The following is a 20,276-nucleotide window of genomic DNA, read 5'->3' as shown; positions in this document are numbered from 1 at the left end:
GCTGAGCCCATGTTCGGTGCGCCCAGTGCGGGCTCTCCCGACTTGTCGGACATCGTTCGTGTGCCACGCTATCGCCATGTCTACGCCTGGTACGCCTGCTCAGAAGACGGCAAAGAAGCCCAGTGGCAAGCCCAACGTGCTCATCCTCTGGGGAGACGACATAGGCGTCTGGAACATCAGCTTCCATAGCCGCGGGATGATGGGGTATCGAACCCCGAACATCGACCGGATCGCGGAGGAGGGGCTCGCCTTCACCGATTACTACGGGCAGCAGAGCTGCACCGCTGGCCGGGCCGCGTTCATCACCGGCCAGAACCCGATCCGCACCGGGCTCACCAGGGTGGGAATGCCCGGCGCCGATGTCGGCCTCCGGCCCGAGGACCCCACGATCGCCGAGCTCTTGAAGCCGCTCGGCTACGTGACCGGGCAGTTCGGCAAGAACCACCTCGGCGACCGGGACGAGCACCTGCCCACGAACCACGGCTTCGACGAGTTCTACGGCAACCTCTACCACCTGAACGCCGAAGAGGAGCCGGAGCACCCCGACTACCCCAAGGACGCAGCGTTCCGCAAGAGGTTCGGGCCGCGAGGTGTGCTCCACTGTTTCGCCGACGGGCGCATCGAGGACACCGGCCCGCTCACGCGCAAGCGGATGGAGACCATCGACGACGAGATCACGGACCGGTGCCTGGAGTTCCTCGAGCGCGCCCACCGCGAAGGGAAGCCGTTCTTCATCTGGTACAACACGACCCACATGCACTTCCGCACGCGCGCGAAGCAGGAGGTGCAGGGGAAGAGCGGCCAGGGCTCCTACAACGACGTGATGGTCGAGCATGACGAGTATATAGGCAAGCTCCTCTCCAAGCTCGATGAGCTCGGGATCGCCGACGACACCATCGTCCTGTACTCGACAGACAATGGGCCCCACTTCAACACCTGGCCGGACGCCGGCATCACCTGCTTCCGCAGCGAGAAGAACACGAACTGGGAGGGCGCGTTCCGGGTGCCGGCGTTCGTGAGGTGGCCCGGGAAGATCCCGGCCGGGAAGGTGCTCAACGGGGTAGTCTCCCACCAGGACTGGCTGCCGACGCTGCTCGCTGCCGCGGGCGTCACCGATATCAAGGAGAAGCTCCTCCACGGCCACGAGGCGGGCGACAGGAGGTTCAAGGTGCACATCGACGGCTACGACATGCTGCCCTACTTCACCGGGCAGGTGACGGAGAGCCCGCGAAAGGAGTTCTTCTATATCGGCGACGACGGCGATGTCCTGGCGATGCGCTATGAGGACTGGAAGCTCGTCTTCATGGAGCAGCGCGCCACGCGCTTGCAGATCTGGGTCGAGCCGTTCGTCTCGCTCCGGACCCCGAAGATCTTCCACCTCCGCCGCGACCCCTTCGAGCGGGCCGACGACGGCTCGAACACGTACTGGGACTGGGTCCTCGACCATGCGTTCCTCCTCGTGCCCTGCCAGGCCTACGTGGCGAACGTACTCAAGTCGTTCGAGGAGTTTCCAATCCGGCAGAGGCCGGCGGTGTTCAATCTCGAGCGCGTGATGGAGAAGCTCAACCAGAACCGCATCAACGGTGACTGATGACGGGGCGACCAGGCCCTGCTCGAGGCCAGCGCGCGGCTCGGAGCTGCGCGCTGGCCGCGCTGCGCGCTCGCTCCTACAAGCGCTCGATGAGGAGGCTCCGGCTCTTGTTGTCGAAATTGAGGGGGGCGAGGTTCGCGTCTGTCGTGAGGACGCGCGACTCGGACGAGTATTGCCAGAGCCCGTTGTAGAGCGTCAGCCTGAAGCCGGTGGGGACGCGGACGGAGCTGACCCTCTGGTCCCATGGGGTGCTTAAAAAGTGGGAGTTGCCGACGCCGTACAGGACCGAGGCGCCCGAGAAGTTGGCGTTCTCGTAGAACGTGACCACGTCGAGCTGCGGGTCCGAGGCGGGCGCGACGATGATGCTCGAGATGGTGTTGTCGAAGCCCGCGGCCACGAGATCCGTGTCCGCGGTGAAGACGCGCGCCTCGCCCCCGAAGTCGTGGTGAAGGAAGGCCGTGACCCGGAGCCCGGCGGGGATCCTGATGGCGCTCGCGCGGTTGTCGCCCATGATCGTCGTGTTGTGGAGATTGTGGCGGCCGATCCCGAAGCCCTGCGAGATGCCGGAGAAGTTCGAGAGATCGTGGAGCACGACCTGGCCGCTGGGGTGGACGGTGGGGCCGCCGGCGATCGTCGCGTCGATCCACGCGCGGTGGCGCGCGACGTCGACGCCGAGGTGCCGCGCGTGCAAGTTCGTGCCGTCCTGCGAGTTCACGCCCGAGAAGACGGCGACCTGACGCCCGTCGACGAACCACGGGCCGCCGGAGTCGCCGCTCCAGCCCGAGCCCGTCACGCCGGTCGCCAGGAGCTCCTCGTCGGAGTACCGGCTGTCGATGTGGAGGGTCGCCTTCTTCAACGCCGGCGCCATCACCAGCGGCGTGCCCTCGCTCCCCCAGCCGTAGGCCGTCGCGTCCCTGCCGATCGCGACCGACGTCGCCTGGGCCAGCTGGACGAACGGTCCATCGGCATTCTCGGTCAGGTGGAGCAGCGCGATGTCGGCAATGGCCGAGGGCACCTCGACGGCGTCGACCGCGATGCGCCGGCCCTCGCGGTACGTGTTGCTGCCGACGCGCACCGCCGACGTCTCGCCCTCGTCCGCGATGCAGTGCTGCGCGGTGAGCACCCAGCGCGCCGCGACCAGGGTGCCGGTGCACTGGTAGAAGTCGCCCGTGCTCCCGCGCACGTCGAAGACCTGGACGGCCCAGGGGCTCGCCTCGGCGACCTCGCCGCCGACGATCTCGGACGACTGCGAGTCGAGTGGATCGAGCGGATCGTCCGACGCGCCTTCAAACGAGCAGCCCGTGGAGAGGCCGAGCGCGGCGACCGCGCACACGGCGAGACCAAGATGATGACCAAGTTCTCTCTTCTTCATTCTGTCTCCACATCAAGGTTCTTTTCAGACGTTCGTCCGCGCCGAGGAGTCCGGCTCCGCCAGGCGGCTGCCAGCGCCATCGAGGTCGAGCCAGCGTTCACCAGCAGGCAGATCGACAGGCCCTGTGATCAAGGCATGTCCCGGCTCGGCGACGGTATCTCCGAGCAGACCCAAGGACACACCGGGTCGACCACGGTGGATGGACCGTCGGAGCGGGAGGCCCGGGGATGGGCATGAGAAACCCGCTCCGGGACGGCTCGAGAATCACGTCCGGAGTGTGTCGCGTTACCGGGAGCGACGCCAGACAGCTATCTGGAACGGCCGCGTTCGAGGCGTGGAACAACGCGCCATCCCGCTGTTCGCATCGAGCTGCATCTTTATGATGAGCGCCCTGCCCTGGTCAGCCCCGTGAGGCGGCAGGGTCAGGGGCGGATGGCCTGCAGCGCGGCGGTGCGGCCCGGCGCGGCGGCCGACATCATGTCGATCAGCATGCGCGCCTCGGCGGGTCCGAGGGCGCCCAGGTCGCGCAGCAGCTTCGTGCGACTCAGGCCCCACAGGAGCGCGGTGACCACGAAGCTGGACAGGCGGCTGAGCGCGGCGATCACCGGCGGACGGAGCGTGTTCCCGAGGTCGCGCACCAGGCGCAGGCCCGCCGCCAGCGCGTCCGCGTGTCGCGTCGCCTCGCGCCAGGTGAGCCCCGCGCCGCGCCGGACCACGAGCACGCTCGCGGCCATCAGCGGCACCACGAGCGCCGCGTGCGAGCGCAGCCAGCTGTGCATGTCGGCGTCGACCACCGTCGGGATGCCCGCGTCCGTGAAGACGCGCGCCCACGACGCCTCGCCCACGGTGGTGCCGGCGCGGATCTGCGGCGCGAGCACGCCGTCGCGGAGGAGCGCGAAGACGCCGCCCGGGAACCCGAACGCGAACCGCGCCGCGCCGACCGCGTCGCGCAGCGGCTCGAGCGGCTCGAACGTGTTGAACATGAACATCACCGTGCGCGCGGCGCTGCGGGCGAGGGTTGGGAGGACATCCGCGACCTGCGGCGCGAGGACCGTGACGAGCAAAAGGTCGTAGGGGACGCCCTCGTCGAGCGCCGCGGTCACCCGCACCGGCGCGCGGTCGCCCGAGGCGAGCACCACGGCGCCGTCGCGCTGGAGCTGCGCGAGCCGCGCGTTGCGCGCGACGACGGTGACGTCGTGTCCCGCGCGGGCGAGCTGGAAGGCGAAGGTGCTCCCGATGGCGCCGGGTCCGAAGATGGCGATCTGCATGGGGCGCAACATGCGGGGCGCGGGGAGCACCGTCAACGCGCAGCGGTGGCAAGCGGTTTTCCACGGGTGCAAAACGGGTGGCGCGTGTGTGGGGCGCGCCGTCCACACCCTCGCAAACCCGATGGCGGATGAGCTTCATTCGCTTTTTTTTCAAAAGCAGCTTTGTGTATCCACACCGAACATAGGTGAGCTATTCCCTCGCGCATCCGATTCCGTAGACGGCCATAAGGATCTGCCGGACAGGAGGCTTCGTGATTGGCACTTAGCAGCTGGTCTGAGCCGTACTTTCAGCTTCGGCCCCTGAGCACACGATGCCAGGAGCCATTCACGGCGACATCACCCATGCAATTCGCGCGCGGAGGCCATGACACCAGCTGCCACGCCCGGATGGTTGATGGGGCCGGCGACAAGCTGAGCTGCCACGCCCGCACGGTGTCCGACGTTTCGAGGGAAGCTCAGCTGGCCCGGCAGGACCGCTTCCGGTACCAGAGGACCAAGCGCAGGGTAGTGCTCAAAATTGAACATGAAGGCGGGAAGGCGGGAAGAAAACATCAATGATCTTCCCGTCTTCCCGCCTTCATGTGAACTCTCTCCGGCCAGATTTGAGCACTACCAAGCCCAGCTCCCCCCGAGGCCGCTTCCGGTCTCCGACGGCAACTCCGCCGACCCCGGTCGACCGCAGGCGAGGACCGGGAGCGTCTTCGTCCCGCGCACCGGGCGGTGCGATTTCCAGACGGACCCGGAAAGCTCCGCGCAATTCTGGATATGAGCACACGCGCTGCTGCCTCCAAAGACACCTCCCGCGATCCCACCTGGAATTCCGTTCACACTGCCGCCCTGAAGGTCCTTCCCCGCGCGCTCCGGCTGCTGGGGGTCGACGAGCCCGACATCGACGACCTCTGCCAGGAGGTCCTGCTCGCGGCGTACGAGAGCCTGGATCGGTTCGATCCCGCCTACCCCGCGTCCGCCTTGCCATCGCCGCCGCTCGAGGCCGCCTCCGCCGACCATCCTCCGCCGCGGGAGGGACGGCACCAGCACGGCAGCAGCGCGGAGGCCCGATGGGTGTACGGGATCGCGTGGCGGAAGGTCAGCCACTACCTGGACCGCGCCTACCGCCGCCGCGAGTTCCCGAACGGCTTGCACCCCGCGCCTTACGGCCAGCCCGTCGATCCCGTGCCGAGCAGCGAGCAGCGCATCGCGGAGCGAGAGCGGCTCGCGCTCGCGATCGAGGTGCTCGGCACGATCGCCCCGGAGCGACGGATCGTCCTCGTCCTGCACGAGGCGTACGAGGTGCCGGTCGTCGAGATCGCGCGCGAGCTCGCCATCAACTACAACACCGCCTGCAGCCGGCTGCGCCTCGCCCGCGAGGACTACCGCGCCGCCGTCCAACGGCTGCGCCCGGAGCAGCGACAGGCCCTGCGCGCCTGCTGGCTCCCGTTCGCGCTGACGTCGGGCTTCCTGGCGCGCGATGAGGGCGCGAGCGACTCCGCGCCGCACGCGCCCGCCGCGACCGTACCGCAGGCGCCCTCGCCGCAGGCGCCCTCGCCGCAGGCGCCCTCGCCGCAGGTGCCTGCGCCGCCGCAGGTGCCTGCGCCACCCGTGCCGCCGGCTCCCCCACCCCGCTCGCCCGCTCCTCCTGGCCTGCCGATGCCATCGGCTCCCCCACCCGGCTCGCCTGCGACCTCGACCCTGCGACGGACACTCGCCGAGCTCGGCCCTTCCCTCGGCTCGGCAGCGGCGGGCGGCGTCGGGGCCGTCGCCCTGCTGGTCGCCCTCGCCCCGCCGCCGCTCCTCTGGGCTGGCCGCTTCGGGACGCTGGTGCCCGAGATGCTGCCCGCGCGCAGCGCCAGCCTCGCAGCGATCCCGCCACCGCACGCGCCGGAGCCGCCGCCCGTCCCGCCGCCGCCCGTCCCTCCCGCGGCCGAGGCGCTCCATCGCCCGTGCGCCACCACGTCGCGGACAGCGCCGCCGGCCAGCGAGCAGGAGACCCCGACGGACATGTTCGAGCAGGAACGCCGGCTGCTCGCCGCGGCGCGCGATGCGCTCGCCGCCGGCGATCCCGCGGGGGCCCTCCGGCTGCTCGCCGTGCACGAGGCGAGGTTTCCCGCCGGCCGGCTGAAGTTCGCACGGGAGCGGCTGCGCACCGTCGCCAGCACGCGCCTCGCCCAGGCGGCGCAGAGCCCGTCAGGAAGCGAGCCCTCGCGATGAGCAGGCCCAGGATCGAACACGCGCTCGGCGCGCCCCCGGCCCGCTGCTCCCCCGGATCGCCGCGGAGCGCTCGCCTCGCTCGCCTCCCCGCGCGCGCCGCGGTGGCCGCGGCCATGGGCCTGCTCCGCGCCGCGGACGCTCACGCCGCGCCGGAGCCGCCCCGGGCGGCGATCCGGCTCGATTTCGTGCTAGGCCCCGGCACCGAGGGCTGCCCCGGCGAGGCGTTCCTGCGCGAGGAGGTGGCGCGCGGGCTCGGCGCCGACCCGTTCCAGGACGACGCCGACGCCCCGCAGGTGCTCACGGTCCGCATCGCCCGGGAGGGACCGGAGCTCGCGGCCTCGCTGGCCCTGCGCGACCGCGAAGGAGAGACCCGGTGGGCGGATGGCTTCGGCACCCGCAGCCCCTGCGACGAGCTGCTCGCCGGCGTGGCCCTCGCGATCGTCGCGCAGCTGCTCGACACGCCGGAGCCGGCTCCCCCGCCGCCCGAACGCTCTCCACCGCCCGAGCCGCCGCCACCCGCCCCCTCGCGGCCCGAGCCCTCGCTACCGCCTCCGCAGGCCCGGCGCGCCGCGCCGGAGCCACCCCGCCGGGCCGGGCTGCCGCAGGCGCGATCGCGGCCGGAAGCGGCGCCGGCGCCCGCGGAGCGGCCGCGGCTCGAAGCGGGGCTCGGGGCGACCCTGGGCCTGGGGATCACGCCGGGGGCCGCGGCCGGGATGACGCTCTCCGTCGGCGTTCGCCGGCCCGGATGGTCGGTCGCGATCGAGGGGCGAGGGCTCGTGGCCCTGGCGCAGGAGGTCAAAGAGATGACCATCAGCACGAGGGCCTTGACGGCAACGGGTGTGGGCTGCCTGCACGGCCACCACCTGTTCGGCTGCGGGGTCGCAACGTTCGGCGTCGTCCGGTTCGTCCCCGGGCATCCGTGGGACATGACGTTGCGCGACGACGCGCTGTTCAGCGCCGGAGCGCGGCTTGGCAGCGACTGGCCCCTCTCGGACACGTGGAGCGCGCGCGTCTACGCCGAGGCCACCTGGATCGTGGCGGACGCGGTGCTCCGGCGTCAGGGCGGGCGGCGCGACACCGCTGGATCCCTCACGTGGACATCCCCGCCGATCGGCGCGGCGCTCGGACTCGGTATCACGGCGACGTACTGAACGACCTCGTCCACATCGTACCGTCCTCGCCAGAAGCCAAAGACGACTTCATTTTTTGAAACGGAACCACAAGGCTCTGCGTAAGCGGCTATTTCGCGCAAGTAGCCCGTTGTCAGCGCAAGGGCTGCTTGAGTACCTTGCTCGGCATGCGAATCGTCCCGTTGCTGCTCGCCGGAATCGTTTTGTTGCCTGGCTGTCCCGGAGATCCGACCGTCTACGGCCCCTGTCAGCCGCAGGAATACGGCAACCCAGGCTGTCCGTGGCCCGAGGAAGGCGGCGGCGGGGGCGGCGGCGAGGGCGGGGACGGCGGCGGCGGTGGGGCCGGCGGCGAGGGCGGAGACGGCGGCGGCGGCGGGGCCGGCGGCGACGAGACCGCCTGCGCCGGCGACTGCATCCCGCCGGCGCCGCTCGGATGGTTCGGTCCGGCGCTCCTCTGGTACGGCCCGCCGGACCAGGCGCCGGATTGCCCCGACGCGGCGCCGAACGCCAGCTATGAGGGGTTCGCCGACCTGGCCCCCGCGCCGTTCGCCTGCGCCGCCTGCCTGTGCGACCCGCCCGACGCGGCAGCGGCCTCGTGCCAGCTCCCGGTGGGCTGGTCGGCGCACGCGGCGACGTGTGCCGCTACGGTCCCCGACACCGTCGAGACCGCCTTCGCGGCGCCCGAGGCCTGGGACGGCGCCTGCACCGCGGAGAACGCCATCCCTGCCGGCCAGGACTGCGGCGGGCAGCCGTGCGTGCAGTCGCTCTCGATCGACGCTCCCGCCGTGACGGTGACCGCCGCCTGCACGGCCAGGGTGGACGAGCCGCCGCCGCCGGCGCGCCTCGATCCGTGGCAGACTCGGGCGCTCGCCTGCGTGCCCGGCGCCTACACCGAGTGCCCGGGCGACCGGAGCACCTGCATGCCGTCGCCGGGCCAGCCCGGGGAGCCGCCGCCCGGCGGCTTCCTGACGTGCGTCTTCCACGAGGGCGACGTCACGTGCGAGGAGCCTTATCTCGACCGGCACGTCTTCTACGGCGGCGCCGACGACACCCGCGGCTGCTCCGAGTGCGCCTGCGGGGAGCCCGAGGGCGCCTCGTGCACCATCATGGCCTCGGTCTACAGCGACGGCGCGTGCGCGAATCTGCTCGCGTCGAACATCGTGAGCTCGACGACGCCGTTCTGCGGGGTCACGCCGCCTGGCGTCGGCCTCGGCAGCAAGTCCGCGGAGGTCGTCGCGGTGGATCCCGGCGGCTGTGCCCCGAGCGGCGGCGAGCCGATCGGCGAGCTGCTGCCGGCCGCGCCGTCGACGTTCTGCTGCCTGGCGTAGGCAGCGCACCGGCACCGGCGCGAGGGATCCTGGCAGTGGTTGAGCCCTCGCTGGCGACCTGAGAGTGAGTTCAATCTGGCAGTGCGCGGTGTGCGTCGTTGCCACAGATTCGCGGCACTTCGGTCGAGGTGCCCATGCTCGGGCGCCGTGCCGCTCGCTTCTTCGATAAAAATCCTGGGCAGATGACCGGAATGCGGATGCCGTGGTTCCGTGGACGTGATCCTCTCCCATGCTGCCGCGGGCCGCGGAGACCTCCAGGCTGCGGGTCGTGAGTGGATAGCCTGGCAGTCTCACGGGGACACATGTACCGTACCAAGGCACCCTGATCCGCGTGCCCCTCCCGCTCCCACACGTGCGCTTCATATAAGCAAGCGGGGGACAGACCATGCTCAAAACTGCGCTCGCAACGTCCACGCTGTTGTTTACCCTTCGACCTGGAGCACTCGCAGCAGAGGATCTGGAACCCGAACGCACATCACAGGGGCGATGCGACAACGCAGTAAACGATGGAGCGGACGTGTGGCAACTCATGTGCGGCGCCTTGGTGGCACCTCCCAAGACCAAATGGCAATGCCATGCCGAACAGAACCAAAGTCGCGCGACGGCTGTGGCTGCCTGCAGATTTGTCACTTGTGAAAACGCCTGCGGAACGCTCGATGAAGGCTGGGATCTGTATTGCTCGGAGAGAATTCCACGTAAGCACCGAAAAGTGTGCAACAGAGCACGCACGGTCGGCAACGGCAGGTGTCTTGCAGTATGCAGAGGACGGACGCTTGACGATGCCGAGGACGGTGGCACCATCGGCGCATGCAGCTCCCCATCGCAGAGCGAGAGCTCACGCTGAAGCGGCCGGACGGTACCGAACAAGCGATCCGTGTCCTGCTGTGGAAGCCGGAGTTCAGGCATGAGCGCGGATGGGAAGTTGACTTCGAAATCCGAGGACCGGGTGGCGAGGTCACGCGCTCTCATGGGTCAGGGCTCGACGCCTTTCAAGCTTTGTACGGCGCGTTGCACATGATACCGATCCTGATGGACCGCCTCAGTGGATTGGGCCAGGTGAGCGCGCATGAGGACGACTGGCACTGGTTTCCGGCGATCCCGCAACTGACGAAGCCAACGCCCGGCAAGCCCCACTCCGAGTAGGGGGCACGCGAGGGTCCTCGACACAGCCGCCAGCCCGGACCGTACGACGAGGCACGGCCGGCGAGTTCGGCCTCACCCCCGGCCATCTGTCGATAAATACGTTCGGAAACGGATCCATCACAAGCCCACCTCCCGCTGCTTTACCGATAGCCCCCCGGATTCGTCTCGTCGTGTGGCCTCCGTGTGCCCCGACGTCTGGGGATGGGGCTCCACGAGAGGGCACGCGGGTATACAAGAGAAACTGAGTCCTCGATGGCCTCTGACACCGCTCCGACGCGTCCGACGCGGCATCCGCACGAGCCCCGTAGGATGGGACACACAGCGCGCCAAAACGCCTTGAAACCAAGTCATCGCGAGATCGAATCGTCAGGGCGAAGTGTCAGCGCTTCGCGCGGCTGAGCTCCGCCGAGGGCGAGGGCGCCATGCGGACCGGCTCCGGCGACCACGAGCGCGTCGAGGTCGAGGCCGACGTCGCGATGCAGCCCGCATCGATCGGCAGGCGCGTTCATGCGGCTCCGCCATGGCCAGGAGGTCGACGGGCACCAGCGCCAGCCGGACCGCCAAGCCCGATGCCAGGGCGGCCAGCGGGCAGCGGCAGGGCGAAGCGCGCAGCGTTCCGGGACGGGCCGACGTCGAGGGGGCGCGCCTCGATCGGCTGTAGGCATGTAGGCAGAACGAGGGGGCTGTTTCCATAAACCTCCCTGGTGTCGACGCCTGCCCTTGCGTGGAGGAAGTTCCCGGATCTGGTCCCTACAAGTGCCTACGTGCCTACAAGCCTGCAACGCCGGCCCCTTCCGGCTGGTCGTCGCCCTGGTACCGGAGCCCGATGCGGCGCCACACGTCACGCGGGGAGCTGTGGCCGTGGACACGCTTCGTGCCCTCACCCGCGCCGAGGTCTCGGATCCGAACCGCGAAGCGTTTGGACCCGAGCGGGTACTTGTTGCCGTTGTCCTGGCACCATCGCTCGTACTCCCGACGCAGCGCCGCTTTCTCGACCCATGCCTCCTCTGCGACGACGCAGCGATCGTGGATGAAGTCGCGCAGCGGATCGTTCTCGGCGCGGTAGGCTTCCGTCGCTCGCGTGATCGACGCCGGCACGTCCAGACCTCGCTCCAGCCATTCGCGGCACCCGCGCACCGCCCAGGCCAGGATCGCCGGACCTCCGACCGCCGGATCGAGCAGCGCTGCCGTGACCTGCGGGTCGCGCTTCTTCTTTGGAACGGTGTGCTCGAACGGGATCCGAAGGATGCGGCGCCAGATCGCGGCGTCATCGTCCCGCACGCGCGGCGCATCGTTCGCGGCGAGCCAGAGCTTGAACGCCGGCTTGAACTCGAAGGACTCCCGGTAGAGGAACCGCGCCGTCACCGTGTCGCCGCCCGTCAGTTGCTTCACGAGCCCTTCGGCGAGCCGCTTGCCCTCGTCGACCTCGATCGAGAGCACGAGGCGAGCCCCCGCGAGCCGCGCGATGTCGTTGCGCGGGCCGCCGGAGTCACGCCGGGCGATGAAGGTCTCGAAGTCTGCCTTCGCGGCATACTCGCCCATGGTGATCTTCAGCGCTTCGAGGAACGTCGACTTCCCGGAGGCCGGCGGACCGTGGACGAAGAAGAGCACCTCGTGGCGGACGTCGCCGGTCAGCGTGTAGCCTGTGGCGCGGCGGAGGAACCCGATCATTTCCTCATCGTTGCCCGTCACGTCAGCGAGGAAGCGATCCCAGATCGGCAGCTCCGCGTCTGGCTCGAACGCGACCGGAACGATCCGGCGCATCATGTCGCGACGGTCGTGGTCCCGCAGCTCTCCGGTGCGGAGGTCGAGCACGCCGTTGCGGCAGTTCAGCAGCCAGGGATCGGCGTCGAAGTCACCGGGCTCGGCGCGGACGATCGGCTCCGTTTCCGCAAGGCGGAGCATCGCATCGATGCCGCGCGCCGACTGCGATCGCTTCGCCCAGTTGAACAGCGCGGTCGCTTCCTTGTGCTGTGCCTTCGCCTTCGCCACCTCGTCGTCATCGTGCGCGCGCTTCACCCGCTTCGCCGCCTCGCTCATCGCGAGTTCGGCATCCATCAGCAAGCGGCGCGTCGTCTCCTTCGCGAGCTCTGCCGCCTTCGCTCGATCGCTGCACCATCGGGAGCCGGTCCAGGTTTGCCAGCCGCCGAGCGCATCGACGTGGCGCAGATCGCGACCGTACAGCGCAACGAGGGGCTCCGCGTTCGCGAGATCACTGTCCGGCGCGGTGCCCTGCCTCAACGTCACGAGGACGACGTGTGGCGACCCGTTGCCGTTCGCTGCACCGCCGCCGGTGGACGGCTCTGCCGACACCATCGAGGCGCCGCACGCATCCAACCAGAGCCCATCGCCGCGCGAGATTGGCTCGCCGTCGCCGGCCTGGTCGGCGTCCGCCTTCGCGTCGCCGTGGTCGCTCGGCTCGCTCGGCTCGACGTCGTTCGCCGCGCGCGTCTCGTCGTCGTGGTGCCGCTCCGGTCCGGCCGTCGACGGCTGCGCCGAGGTAGGTTCAGCGTGCATCCCGCACCTCCACACGCTTCCGGTGAAATCGCGAGAGAGTCAGCGCGGCAATCTTCTCGGCGGACTCGCGCGAGCCTGCCCACGTCGTGCTGATGCCGTAGTCCTGCTCGATGGCGAGCGCGCTCGCGATCACCGCCTGCGGCGTCGTCTTGCTGCGATAGCGATGCGCCCAGACATCGGGGACGCTGGCCTCCACCAGGATCGTCTTGAGCTCGTACGACCGAAGCCGCTCGCACTCACGGAGAAAACGGCAGCGCTCCCACGTTACGCTCTGCACGAAGTCGTCCAAGCTCTTCCGCTCGATCGCGACGCTCGTCTCGAAGCCGGCGATCGAGTAGTCACCGGCGGGCAGCGTCGCGCGCTCGAGGCGGAAGGCGCCGACGAACGTCCACGGTCGCTGCTCTCGGGTGTCGACGATGACCGTCATCGTGTCCGCTTGCTTCATCGCCGCGGTCTCCGCGGCTGGAGAGACGCGAAGAAGGCCGCGTCCGCGTCGTCGCCGTTCTGCGCCTTCGGCTTCGGCGTCCGCGCTTGGGTAGCGATCCATGCGTCCACGTCGACCTTCCTCGCCACGACCTTCCGGCCGACCTTGAACGAGGGGAAAGCGCCCGCGGCAGCCGCACGCCGAAACGTCGTGGGCCCCATCGGGGAGGTCTTCGCGTCGTAGTAGGCGGGGCTGGCGTCAGCGGCAGCGTTCTCATTGGCCACCTCGCGCATCGAGTCCGCCAAGTAGCGGGCGATAGTAGCAAATGCTCTCGACAGTTCGTCCTGGGTAACAGCTTTTCTCAATGACACCTCCGAGAAACAGCACGATCCATGAGCGCGGCGGTACGGTCCTGCGGCGCGCCCGACGCAGGGACCCGAGCCTCACGACGGGTCCGGACCCGCGGCCCTCGTGGCCGACGGCACCAGCCGACGCGGCTAGGCGACCGAAGACGAACGAATCGCTGGCGATGCGCGGCCGCTGCGCATGCCGAAGGCGAACGGGAGCGGCCTCGGTGTTCGAGGCTGAGGCGCCACCAGCGCCTGGCGCCGGTCAGGGACCGGGGCTGGTCGAGGTCCCCCACGCGCCGGCGTTGTGGCGGTCGGCGCTGCTCTCGGTCGCGCGACCTCGGGCGCCATGCGAACGAGCCGAGCGGCGGGGCGAGGCGCCCGAACGTGATGCCTGGCAGGGGCCGAAGGGGGTCCTCCTTAGATCAAGGAGCTCGAGATCGAGGGTGCTGTGATTCTTTGCGGGGCGGCGACCTGGGGTCCGGCACCGGCCGGTCGAGCTTTCCCACGCTCCGGCGCGCTGCCGGTCGAGCCAGAGCCGACCGCGCGATCGGGGGTGCGCCACGAGGGCGAGCCGAGCGGCGGGGCGAAGCGCCCGACCGTGATGCCGGGTCAGGAGGCGACGGGACGCCCTCATTAGATCATGCTGCTCGAGATCGAGGGTGCTGTGATACGTCGTGGCGCGAGGTTGCCGCACCATCGGCCCGCCCATTCTCGCGCGGAACGGCGAGCCAGCGAGCTCCACGTAAATTCAACACCGGGTTCGATTCCCGGCGCCTCCACTCAGAAGACACGGCGAGAGCCGTGTCTTTATTTCTTTTGTGTGCCCTGCGTGTGACCTGATAAATTTTGACACCGCTGGATTTGGAGTGAGACCGGTGTGAGTGTGGTCACCGGAAGCGGGCGCGGCTGGTGACGCCAGGGTACGGGGCTCCACGGAGCTCCACGGAGGGCACGCTGCGGGCGACGCCGATCCCGGGTCCGAGCCTGTGATGCCGGAACCAGGCGAGCAAACACGAGGGCACAAGCGCGTGGGTGTAGGCGGGTCATAGCCGGCCGTCCCCCTCCGCTCTGCAGGCGGGGCCCCCTGCTGACCGCATGCCCCGTCTTGACACGGGACGGCATCTCCGCGGCCTTACAGTTCGGGGTAGCTATGGGGGGTAGCTGGAGCGGCGGCGAGGACCAGAGAGCTACCTCGGGGATGCTCGCGCGGAATGAGCGCGATCGTGCCCCGTCGATATTGCTCTCACTGAGCTCGTCAGACCCGCCGCCTCCCCCTCTTGGCCGGCTTCGTGCTGGACTCGCACGCCTCGCGTGCCTGCGGCAGACATGACCCCGGACTCCACGTCCAGTCACAGCTGAACCACTCAGGAGCCGCCCGTCGGGGACCAACGTCGGCCGGGCGCCCTTCCCCCTGCCGGAGGCACCGAAGGCAGCCCCGTCTTGACACGGGACGGTATCTCCGTTGGCCTCGCAGAGTGGGATGGCCATGGGGGTAGCTGGACCGCCGGCGAGGCGGGGGAGATGTCATCCCGGATCAGGAAGAGGGGCAACCGTAGAGAGGAGCGCCAAAGCCCTATTCCCGCCGGAGATTCCTGACGCGAAACGGTACCCCGAGCCCCACGGAGCCACGACACCGCCCAGGCGGAATCTGCGCCCGACGGACGGGTCCGGCATTCCGGGTCCGCCTATGCCATCCCGGAACGCGCTCGGCTGACCGTTGACAAGACGATTTCGGTGACTAGACGAATACGATGAACCTTCGAACGCTGGGCTGTGTCGTTACACTGGTAGCGATCTGCTTCATCGCGATTCCACAGGCTTTAAAGCGTCGTGAGGATTTTGCGGCAGTTCGCAACGTATTCATCGAAAGGGGCGCGAACTGCAAACGGAAGGACGCCAGCATGGTGTCGAACGCCACGCACAATGCGTGGGGCCGCCGCATCCATTCGCGGCGACATCTCCCCGAGGTAAAGTGCATCATCGAAAACATTACAAGCTCGAACATCGAGGGCACAGCGCAACTCGAGCTATCGGACGAACAACGCATCAAACTATATTCTGCAATCGACCCTCCTTTAGCAAGAGATCTTTTGTCGCTGGCCCATGAAGACGACGGAATACTGTTTGCACGCGGCATCGTTCGCCTCGCGGACAATCTTACAGTCCGCGGGCGGCACGACAGCGCCGCACTCCTCGCTGGGCTTGCAAGTGCCCACGGCTACCATGTAAAGAGAGACGCTCTCGATGCGGAGCACACCATGTTACGCGGGTTTCGCAATTTTTCTGATCCAGTCGATACATTCCTCCCGCGAATCGCCCGCCCAATCGATGCAATATATGACACTCTCGACACAGCGGCACCCGCGGTAGATCCGTAGGTGTTACCGAGCCGACTGGCTAATGGCACTGCGCCCCGCCTGGATGATGGCCATCTCGCGGCCGCTCGGTAGGGTCTCATCTGCGCCGATGGCCATCGCGGGCGTTGCCCCGACGCCCCACGGCGCGATGGGCATCCTGCCGGCCACCGCCCGTTGCTGCGAGACGATGACCATCGTGGACCTGAGCGACTCAGCCCACGAGGCCGATGAGCCTCGTGGGCTGCACGCCGCCGTTTAGCCGAGGGACGAGGAGAGCGTGAGCGTCTCCGCAACGCGGGCGACCACGTCGCGGTCGACCAACTTCCGCTTGCGGCGCGCCGATTCCCGCATCGCCGCCGAGGCGAGGCGGTCGATCTCGCGCAGCGAGCCGGACGCGAGCTCATGCAGAGCCGCGAGCGACTCGCGCGAGAAGAGCTCGTGGTCCGCGCCTGCGCCCTTCAGCCGGAAGGCCACGTACTCCGCCGTGTCGTCCACCGTTGCCGGCTCGATCATGAAGCGGTGGTGGATGCGCGTGAGCAGCGAGCGGTGGGAGCGCAGCGCCATGCGGCCCTCGAGTTCCGGAAGGCCAACAAGGACGATCGACAGAAGAGCGCGGCTGTCCCACTCATGATTCAAGAGGATGTGCAAATGCGCCATCATGTCCGGGTGGAGCAGATGGGCTTCGTCGAGCAGAAACACCGGGTGCACCTGATCTCTGCGCAACTCATGGACGTGCCGCTCGACGGCGAGGAACAGGTTCGCGGCGCTCGAGGTCGGCTGCAGGCCGAGCGCATGGCAGAGGTAGCGGTAGAAGTCGCGCCGGCCGAGCGTCGCATTGTGGCAGTAGGTCAGGCGGAATCCGGCCTGGGGTAGCCGATGCCGCAAGGCCCGTAGCACACACGTTTTGCCGACCCCCGGCTCACCGACGAGGAGCACGCTGGCGCGCTCGAGGAGCGCAGCTTCGAGATCGTCGACGAGCACCTGCTTGGACGTGGTCAACCACAGCTCGGCATCGTCGAGCTCCTTGGAGAAGGGGGCCGTGCGCAGGCCGAAGAAGCCGAGCTCAGAAGATCGCATCGAGATCCTCCTCTGCGTCGAGGTCGTCCACGCCAGACGCCAGAGCCGCGTCGCGCGCGCTCTTGACGAGCAGGGCGCCGGCCGGGTCGAAGGCGACAGGCTGCCCCGCGGGCGACTCGCCGCCCTTGGTGGCACGGCGCGGAGGCCGCTTCACGTGTGCATTGTGCACCGGGTCGACGAGGCGAAGCGGGATCCGCTGCCCCTCGATCTCGACGACTGGGGCGAGAGGCTCGTCGAGCAGGCAGTAGGCGACGGTCACGACGCGGCCGGCGAGGTAGCCGTGATCGAGCTCGTAGAGCCGCCCTCGGACGGAGACGGTCGTGTCGCGGCGCACGCGCCGACGCTGCCGGAGCGTGAGCGCTTCGCGCAGGCGAGCCTCCGAGAGGGGGTCGATCTCGCGCTGCCCAGGCGCGTACACGAGCCCCGGCGCGCGCCCCATCAGACCGGCGTGCGGGGACGGATGGTCGTGGACGTCGACGAAGGCCTGAATACGAGAGGAGATGTCCTCCAGCGAGGTGATCGAGCCCAGGTGGTCGAGCACGTTTTCTCGAAGCGTCCGCCAGAATCTCTCCATCTTGCCGCGCGCCTGCGGGTCATAGGGGCGCGCATGAAGCAGGGTGATCCCGAGGCGCGAGCAGAAGAGGCGCAAGGCGTCACCACGGTAGGTAGCGCCGTTGTCCAGATACAGGGCGCTTGGAACGCCGTAGAGCCGGAGGGCGCGGACGAGCAGCCGCAACATGGTGTCTTCCTTCTCGTCGCTCTCGACCGAGATGACCAGGATGAAGCGCGAAGCATCGTCGAGCAGGGCGTGGATTCGGACGGTGACCCTACGCCCGGCGAGATGGAGTGTAGGGCCGTGACAGACGTCGCCATGCCAGAGCGCATCGGGGTGGTCGGCTTGCCACTTGAGCCGAGTCGTCGGCCCCTTGCCGTCGCGCTGCGGGATCCTGTCGAGCCCCTCTTGACGGAACAGGCGGCGCACGGTCGAGGCGCTGACCGTGGCGCACAGTCGTCCGTCGGCGCGGAGCGTGCGCAGGATGAGCGGCACCGAGGCATCCGGGTGCTCCCGCCGGATGTCGCACAAGAGCTGCCGCAGTACGGGGTCGAGCTCGCGGCCGCGCCCGCGGTCGCGACGGGCGCGAGGGCGGAGACCTTCGAGGCCCCGCCGGCGATAGGCATAGAGCCAGCGCTCGAGGGTCGGTATCGAGAAGGAGCGCGTGCACGCGCTCCCGGGCGGACGCAGGCGCTGCATCGAGAGGGCGCGTAGCGCTTCGGCGAGGTCGCCGTGCTCGAGATCACGAGCGCAGAGCTGCCCGATGACACCGTGGCGGAAAATGGCGATTTCCTCCGCGTGATCTTTGGGTTTGAGGATGTCCACGAACGGTCCTTTCCACGGGTGCGTTTCGACGACCCGTGTGCATCCCGTGCCTTATCTGCCTGCCGCCGTGCCCGATCCTGTGCGGTGGAGTCGTCAGAGCTCGCGTTCGCCTGCGGATGGGCATCACGCGGCGAGCGCGGCGCCGCGGAACGCCAGGTGAGCGGCACGATCGGCTGCGCGGCCTCGCGGCGACAGCGCGACGAGCTGCATCGCCGTCCGCTCGGCGACCTGCGCGCGGGTGCTCTCCGCGCCATGGCGCCCGAGCCGGGGGAACAGCTGTCCGCGGCGACTGGCCTCGATCCATCGCGACGGCGCGAGCCACCGCTCGGCCGCCGCGACGCCCAGAATCGTGGAGCAGCAGACCTCGGCGCGGACGGCCGGCGTGGTTGCGCCGTCGACTCCGATGCGCGCGAGCACCCAGCCGATCGCCGCCGCGGAGTAGCGCCGCCGGGGCAGCAGCCCGCGGGGCACCACGAGCACGACTGCGCGGCAGGCGCTGCAGCGGTAGCGCCGAGCTTGCACCGTGACCTGCTGCGGAGCGCCGCCCGCCTCGCGCGGGCCGTACACCTGACGCTCGCGCAGGCCGTGGCCCCGCATCCCCAGCGGACCGTCGACGGGTCGGCCGGCCGCGTCACAGCAGGGACAGCGCGCCGGCCGCAGGTGCTCAACCGTTGGCAGCACCGTCATCCAGCGCTTGATATCCACGTCGGCTTGAACGATCCTGCATGAGCTCCGCTCCTGCATGGTGCTCGGAGCACGACGAGGGGAGGACGGGTCGCCACAACACGCATCCCCTCGTCACCTATTTTGTGGCCGGCCTCGCGCCAATGCTCCGCTCCGTCGGCCCGGCCTTACGTCGGCGGCGGTGCTGACGTGGTGCAAAGTGCACTGGTAATTGGGGACAAGGAACCGGAATCCATGACGACCGAAGCGATGCGGTCTTGGGTCCAAGATTTTGTGAGAATTCTTGGTGATAGTACGGAATGAACGACGGCGAGCGCCGACCGACGCTGGAGCCGCTGCATCCACCCCGGCTCCCTCTCCCTGGTCCGCACCGACTCCATGAGGGAGGAGCACGGACCACTCAGGGAATAGCCATAACGAACAGGGATCGAGATCGGGGCGAACTCCACTTCTGGGGGGGCGCGGTAATACGCGGGTCCGCCGATTTCGTCCGGGATTCGTCCGGCTCACGAGATTTCGCGCACTTAGCCGCCGTCGTCGGCACGCTTGCCGCTCCCGTCGCATGCGGAAGCCTACGCGATCCCTGCGGATCCCGACCCTCGGCAGGCGTTTCGATTCCCGGCGCCTCCACTAAAAAGACACGGTGAGAGCCGTGTCCTTTTTTTAGCGTGTGCCCTGCGTGTGACCTGACAAATTTCGGCTACGCTGGATTTGGGGCAGGTCCGGTGTGAGCGAGACTATCGGACACGGGCGCGGGGGGTAACGCCAGGGTACGGGGCTCCACGGGGCTCCAGGGCGAGCACCAGGCCGGTGGGGCCGACCTCGGGTCCGAACCGGTGTACTGCACAGCCCGAAGCCAGGCGAACGGACGCGGCATATACTACGTCCCGATTAAATTTCTTCGGGGTAGCGACCGGACTCCACCGACCGGCCGCCAGATCGTCCGCCCAGACCACTGCGTCAGGTATTATGGCGACATGGTACGCCGCAAACTCCCGCATGCACTCAGCCCTGTCCTCGCCCTCCTCCTGACCGGGTGCAGCGGGACCGAGGAGGCCCCGAGCTCTTCAGACACACAAGCCAAAGTAGCCATTGCCTGTGACGCCGTTACCTGCGAACAGGTCTGCTGTCCCTTATCAGCGAGTTGCGCTGAAGAGGTAGACGCATGCCTCGATCCGACAAACGGTCACGGCGTCTATATGAAGTGCGACGGGCCAGAAGACTGTTCCGATGGTGAGGTATGCTGCATCGGTGTTGGAGCCGCTCTCTTCGGTAGCACAGCGTGTATTGCAGCTTCCGAGTGCTCCGCGTCATTCCAGCAGATCGCGTGTCACGGCGGAGGGGACTGCCCTCCTGGAACGACCTGCCAGCCAGCAACGAGCGCTGATATCTTCGTGCCGACACTACTCGGCTGCCAGTAACTGGTATGGTTTGGGTACCTGGGACGAC

General features: G+C 68.7%; 15 protein-coding genes. 6 read left to right on the top strand and 9 right to left on the bottom strand.

What is annotated here, in order from left to right:
• Positions 1-76 precede the first annotated feature (76 nt).
• Positions 77-1,591, top strand: coding sequence for an arylsulfatase (locus tag WME85_RS14080; RefSeq protein WP_437838567.1), 1,515 nt, complete (start codon positions 77-79; stop codon positions 1,589-1,591).
• Positions 1,592-1,667: 76 nt separating this feature from the next.
• On the opposite strand, the gene WME85_RS14075 is transcribed toward WME85_RS14080, so the two are convergent.
• Entirely contained in the window at positions 1,668-2,963 is a 1,296-nt protein-coding gene (locus WME85_RS14075) for a S1 family peptidase (RefSeq protein ID WP_437838565.1), read from the bottom strand.
• Between the two features lie 422 nt (positions 2,964-3,385).
• Positions 3,386-4,231, bottom strand: a complete 846-nt coding sequence (locus WME85_RS14070) for a ketopantoate reductase family protein (RefSeq protein ID WP_437838563.1) — start codon at positions 4,229-4,231, stop codon at positions 3,386-3,388.
• A 765-nt stretch (positions 4,232-4,996) separates the two neighbouring features.
• Between WME85_RS14070 and WME85_RS14065 the strand changes: the two genes are divergently transcribed.
• The 4 genes from WME85_RS14065 to WME85_RS14050 all read left to right on the top strand — a co-directional run bounded on the left by WME85_RS14065 (position 4,997) and on the right by WME85_RS14050 (position 10,040).
• The gene (locus WME85_RS14065) at positions 4,997-6,439 is read left to right on the top strand and encodes an RNA polymerase sigma factor (RefSeq protein WP_437838561.1); all 1,443 of its coding nucleotides are present in this window, start codon (positions 4,997-4,999) and stop codon (positions 6,437-6,439) included.
• Positions 6,436-7,590: a hypothetical protein gene (locus WME85_RS14060; RefSeq protein WP_437838559.1), complete on the top strand. Its 1,155-nt coding sequence runs from the start codon at positions 6,436-6,438 to the stop codon at positions 7,588-7,590. Before WME85_RS14065 ends, WME85_RS14060 begins: the two co-directional genes overlap by 4 nt.
• 146 nt (positions 7,591-7,736) lie before the next feature.
• Positions 7,737-8,897: a hypothetical protein gene (locus WME85_RS14055; RefSeq protein ID WP_437838556.1), complete on the top strand. Its 1,161-nt coding sequence runs from the start codon at positions 7,737-7,739 to the stop codon at positions 8,895-8,897.
• Between the two features lie 807 nt (positions 8,898-9,704).
• A complete protein-coding gene (locus tag WME85_RS14050; RefSeq protein ID WP_437838554.1) occupies positions 9,705-10,040 on the top strand; it encodes a DUF6968 family protein in 336 nt (111 codons plus the stop codon).
• Between the two features lie 347 nt (positions 10,041-10,387).
• Here the strand turns inward: WME85_RS14050 and WME85_RS14045 are convergent, their stop codons facing one another.
• From WME85_RS14045 to WME85_RS14030, 4 genes are all read right to left on the bottom strand, one after another.
• Positions 10,388-10,549, bottom strand: coding sequence for a hypothetical protein (locus WME85_RS14045; RefSeq protein WP_437838552.1), 162 nt, complete (start codon positions 10,547-10,549; stop codon positions 10,388-10,390).
• A gap of 259 nt (positions 10,550-10,808) precedes the next feature.
• Positions 10,809-12,557, bottom strand: a complete 1,749-nt coding sequence (locus WME85_RS14040) for a DNA primase family protein (RefSeq protein WP_437838550.1) — start codon at positions 12,555-12,557, stop codon at positions 10,809-10,811.
• Complete coding sequence (locus tag WME85_RS14035; protein ID WP_437838548.1) at positions 12,547-13,002, bottom strand: ERCC4 domain-containing protein; 456 nt, start codon at positions 13,000-13,002, stop codon at positions 12,547-12,549. The genes WME85_RS14040 and WME85_RS14035 overlap by 11 nt, the downstream gene beginning before the upstream one ends.
• Positions 12,999-13,346 carry a hypothetical protein gene (locus WME85_RS14030; RefSeq protein ID WP_437838545.1) on the bottom strand — a complete coding sequence of 116 codons (348 nt, stop codon included), beginning with the start codon at positions 13,344-13,346 and terminating at the stop codon, positions 12,999-13,001. Before WME85_RS14030 ends, WME85_RS14035 begins: the two co-directional genes overlap by 4 nt.
• Positions 13,347-15,082: 1,736 nt before the next feature.
• Between WME85_RS14030 and WME85_RS14025 the strand changes: the two genes are divergently transcribed.
• On the top strand, positions 15,083-15,709 hold the full coding sequence (locus WME85_RS14025) for a hypothetical protein (protein ID WP_437838543.1): 627 nt from the start codon (positions 15,083-15,085) through the stop codon (positions 15,707-15,709).
• A gap of 234 nt (positions 15,710-15,943) precedes the next feature.
• Here WME85_RS14025 and WME85_RS14020 read toward each other — a convergent pair whose 3' ends face one another.
• The 3 genes from WME85_RS14020 to WME85_RS14010 all read right to left on the bottom strand — a co-directional run bounded on the left by WME85_RS14020 (position 15,944) and on the right by WME85_RS14010 (position 18,830).
• On the bottom strand, positions 15,944-16,669 hold the full coding sequence (locus WME85_RS14020; RefSeq protein WP_437838541.1) for an ExeA family protein: 726 nt from the start codon (positions 16,667-16,669) through the stop codon (positions 15,944-15,946).
• An 82-nt stretch (positions 16,670-16,751) separates the two neighbouring features.
• Positions 16,752-18,143: a DDE-type integrase/transposase/recombinase gene (locus WME85_RS14015; RefSeq protein WP_437838539.1), complete on the bottom strand. Its 1,392-nt coding sequence runs from the start codon at positions 18,141-18,143 to the stop codon at positions 16,752-16,754.
• Between the two features lie 123 nt (positions 18,144-18,266).
• The gene (locus WME85_RS14010; protein WP_437838537.1) at positions 18,267-18,830 is read right to left on the bottom strand and encodes a DUF6431 domain-containing protein; all 564 of its coding nucleotides are present in this window, start codon (positions 18,828-18,830) and stop codon (positions 18,267-18,269) included.
• Positions 18,831-20,276: the final 1,446 nt, after the last annotated feature.

This window comes from Sorangium sp. So ce1153, assembly GCF_051521595.1.
Classification (GTDB): domain Bacteria; phylum Myxococcota_A; class Polyangia; order Polyangiales; family Polyangiaceae; genus Sorangium.
Note: the sequence above shows the minus strand (reverse complement) of the source record. Positions and strands in the feature narration are given on the sequence as shown.

Coding starts and splice junctions, on each gene's coding strand:
- WME85_RS14080 (WP_437838567.1), top strand. CDS start 77: ATGTCTACGCCTGGTACGCCTGCTCAGAAGACGGCAAAGAAGCCCAGT.
- WME85_RS14075 (WP_437838565.1), bottom strand. CDS start 2,963: ATGAAGAAGAGAGAACTTGGTCATCATCTTGGTCTCGCCGTGTGCGCG.
- WME85_RS14070 (WP_437838563.1), bottom strand. CDS start 4,231: ATGCAGATCGCCATCTTCGGACCCGGCGCCATCGGGAGCACCTTCGCC.
- WME85_RS14065 (WP_437838561.1), top strand. CDS start 4,997: ATGAGCACACGCGCTGCTGCCTCCAAAGACACCTCCCGCGATCCCACC.
- WME85_RS14060 (WP_437838559.1), top strand. CDS start 6,436: ATGAGCAGGCCCAGGATCGAACACGCGCTCGGCGCGCCCCCGGCCCGC.
- WME85_RS14055 (WP_437838556.1), top strand. CDS start 7,737: ATGCGAATCGTCCCGTTGCTGCTCGCCGGAATCGTTTTGTTGCCTGGC.
- WME85_RS14050 (WP_437838554.1), top strand. CDS start 9,705: ATGCAGCTCCCCATCGCAGAGCGAGAGCTCACGCTGAAGCGGCCGGAC.
- WME85_RS14045 (WP_437838552.1), bottom strand. CDS start 10,549: ATGAACGCGCCTGCCGATCGATGCGGGCTGCATCGCGACGTCGGCCTC.
- WME85_RS14040 (WP_437838550.1), bottom strand. CDS start 12,557: ATGCACGCTGAACCTACCTCGGCGCAGCCGTCGACGGCCGGACCGGAG.
- WME85_RS14035 (WP_437838548.1), bottom strand. CDS start 13,002: ATGAAGCAAGCGGACACGATGACGGTCATCGTCGACACCCGAGAGCAG.
- WME85_RS14025 (WP_437838543.1), top strand. CDS start 15,083: ATGAACCTTCGAACGCTGGGCTGTGTCGTTACACTGGTAGCGATCTGC.
- WME85_RS14010 (WP_437838537.1), bottom strand. CDS start 18,830: ATGACGGTGCTGCCAACGGTTGAGCACCTGCGGCCGGCGCGCTGTCCC.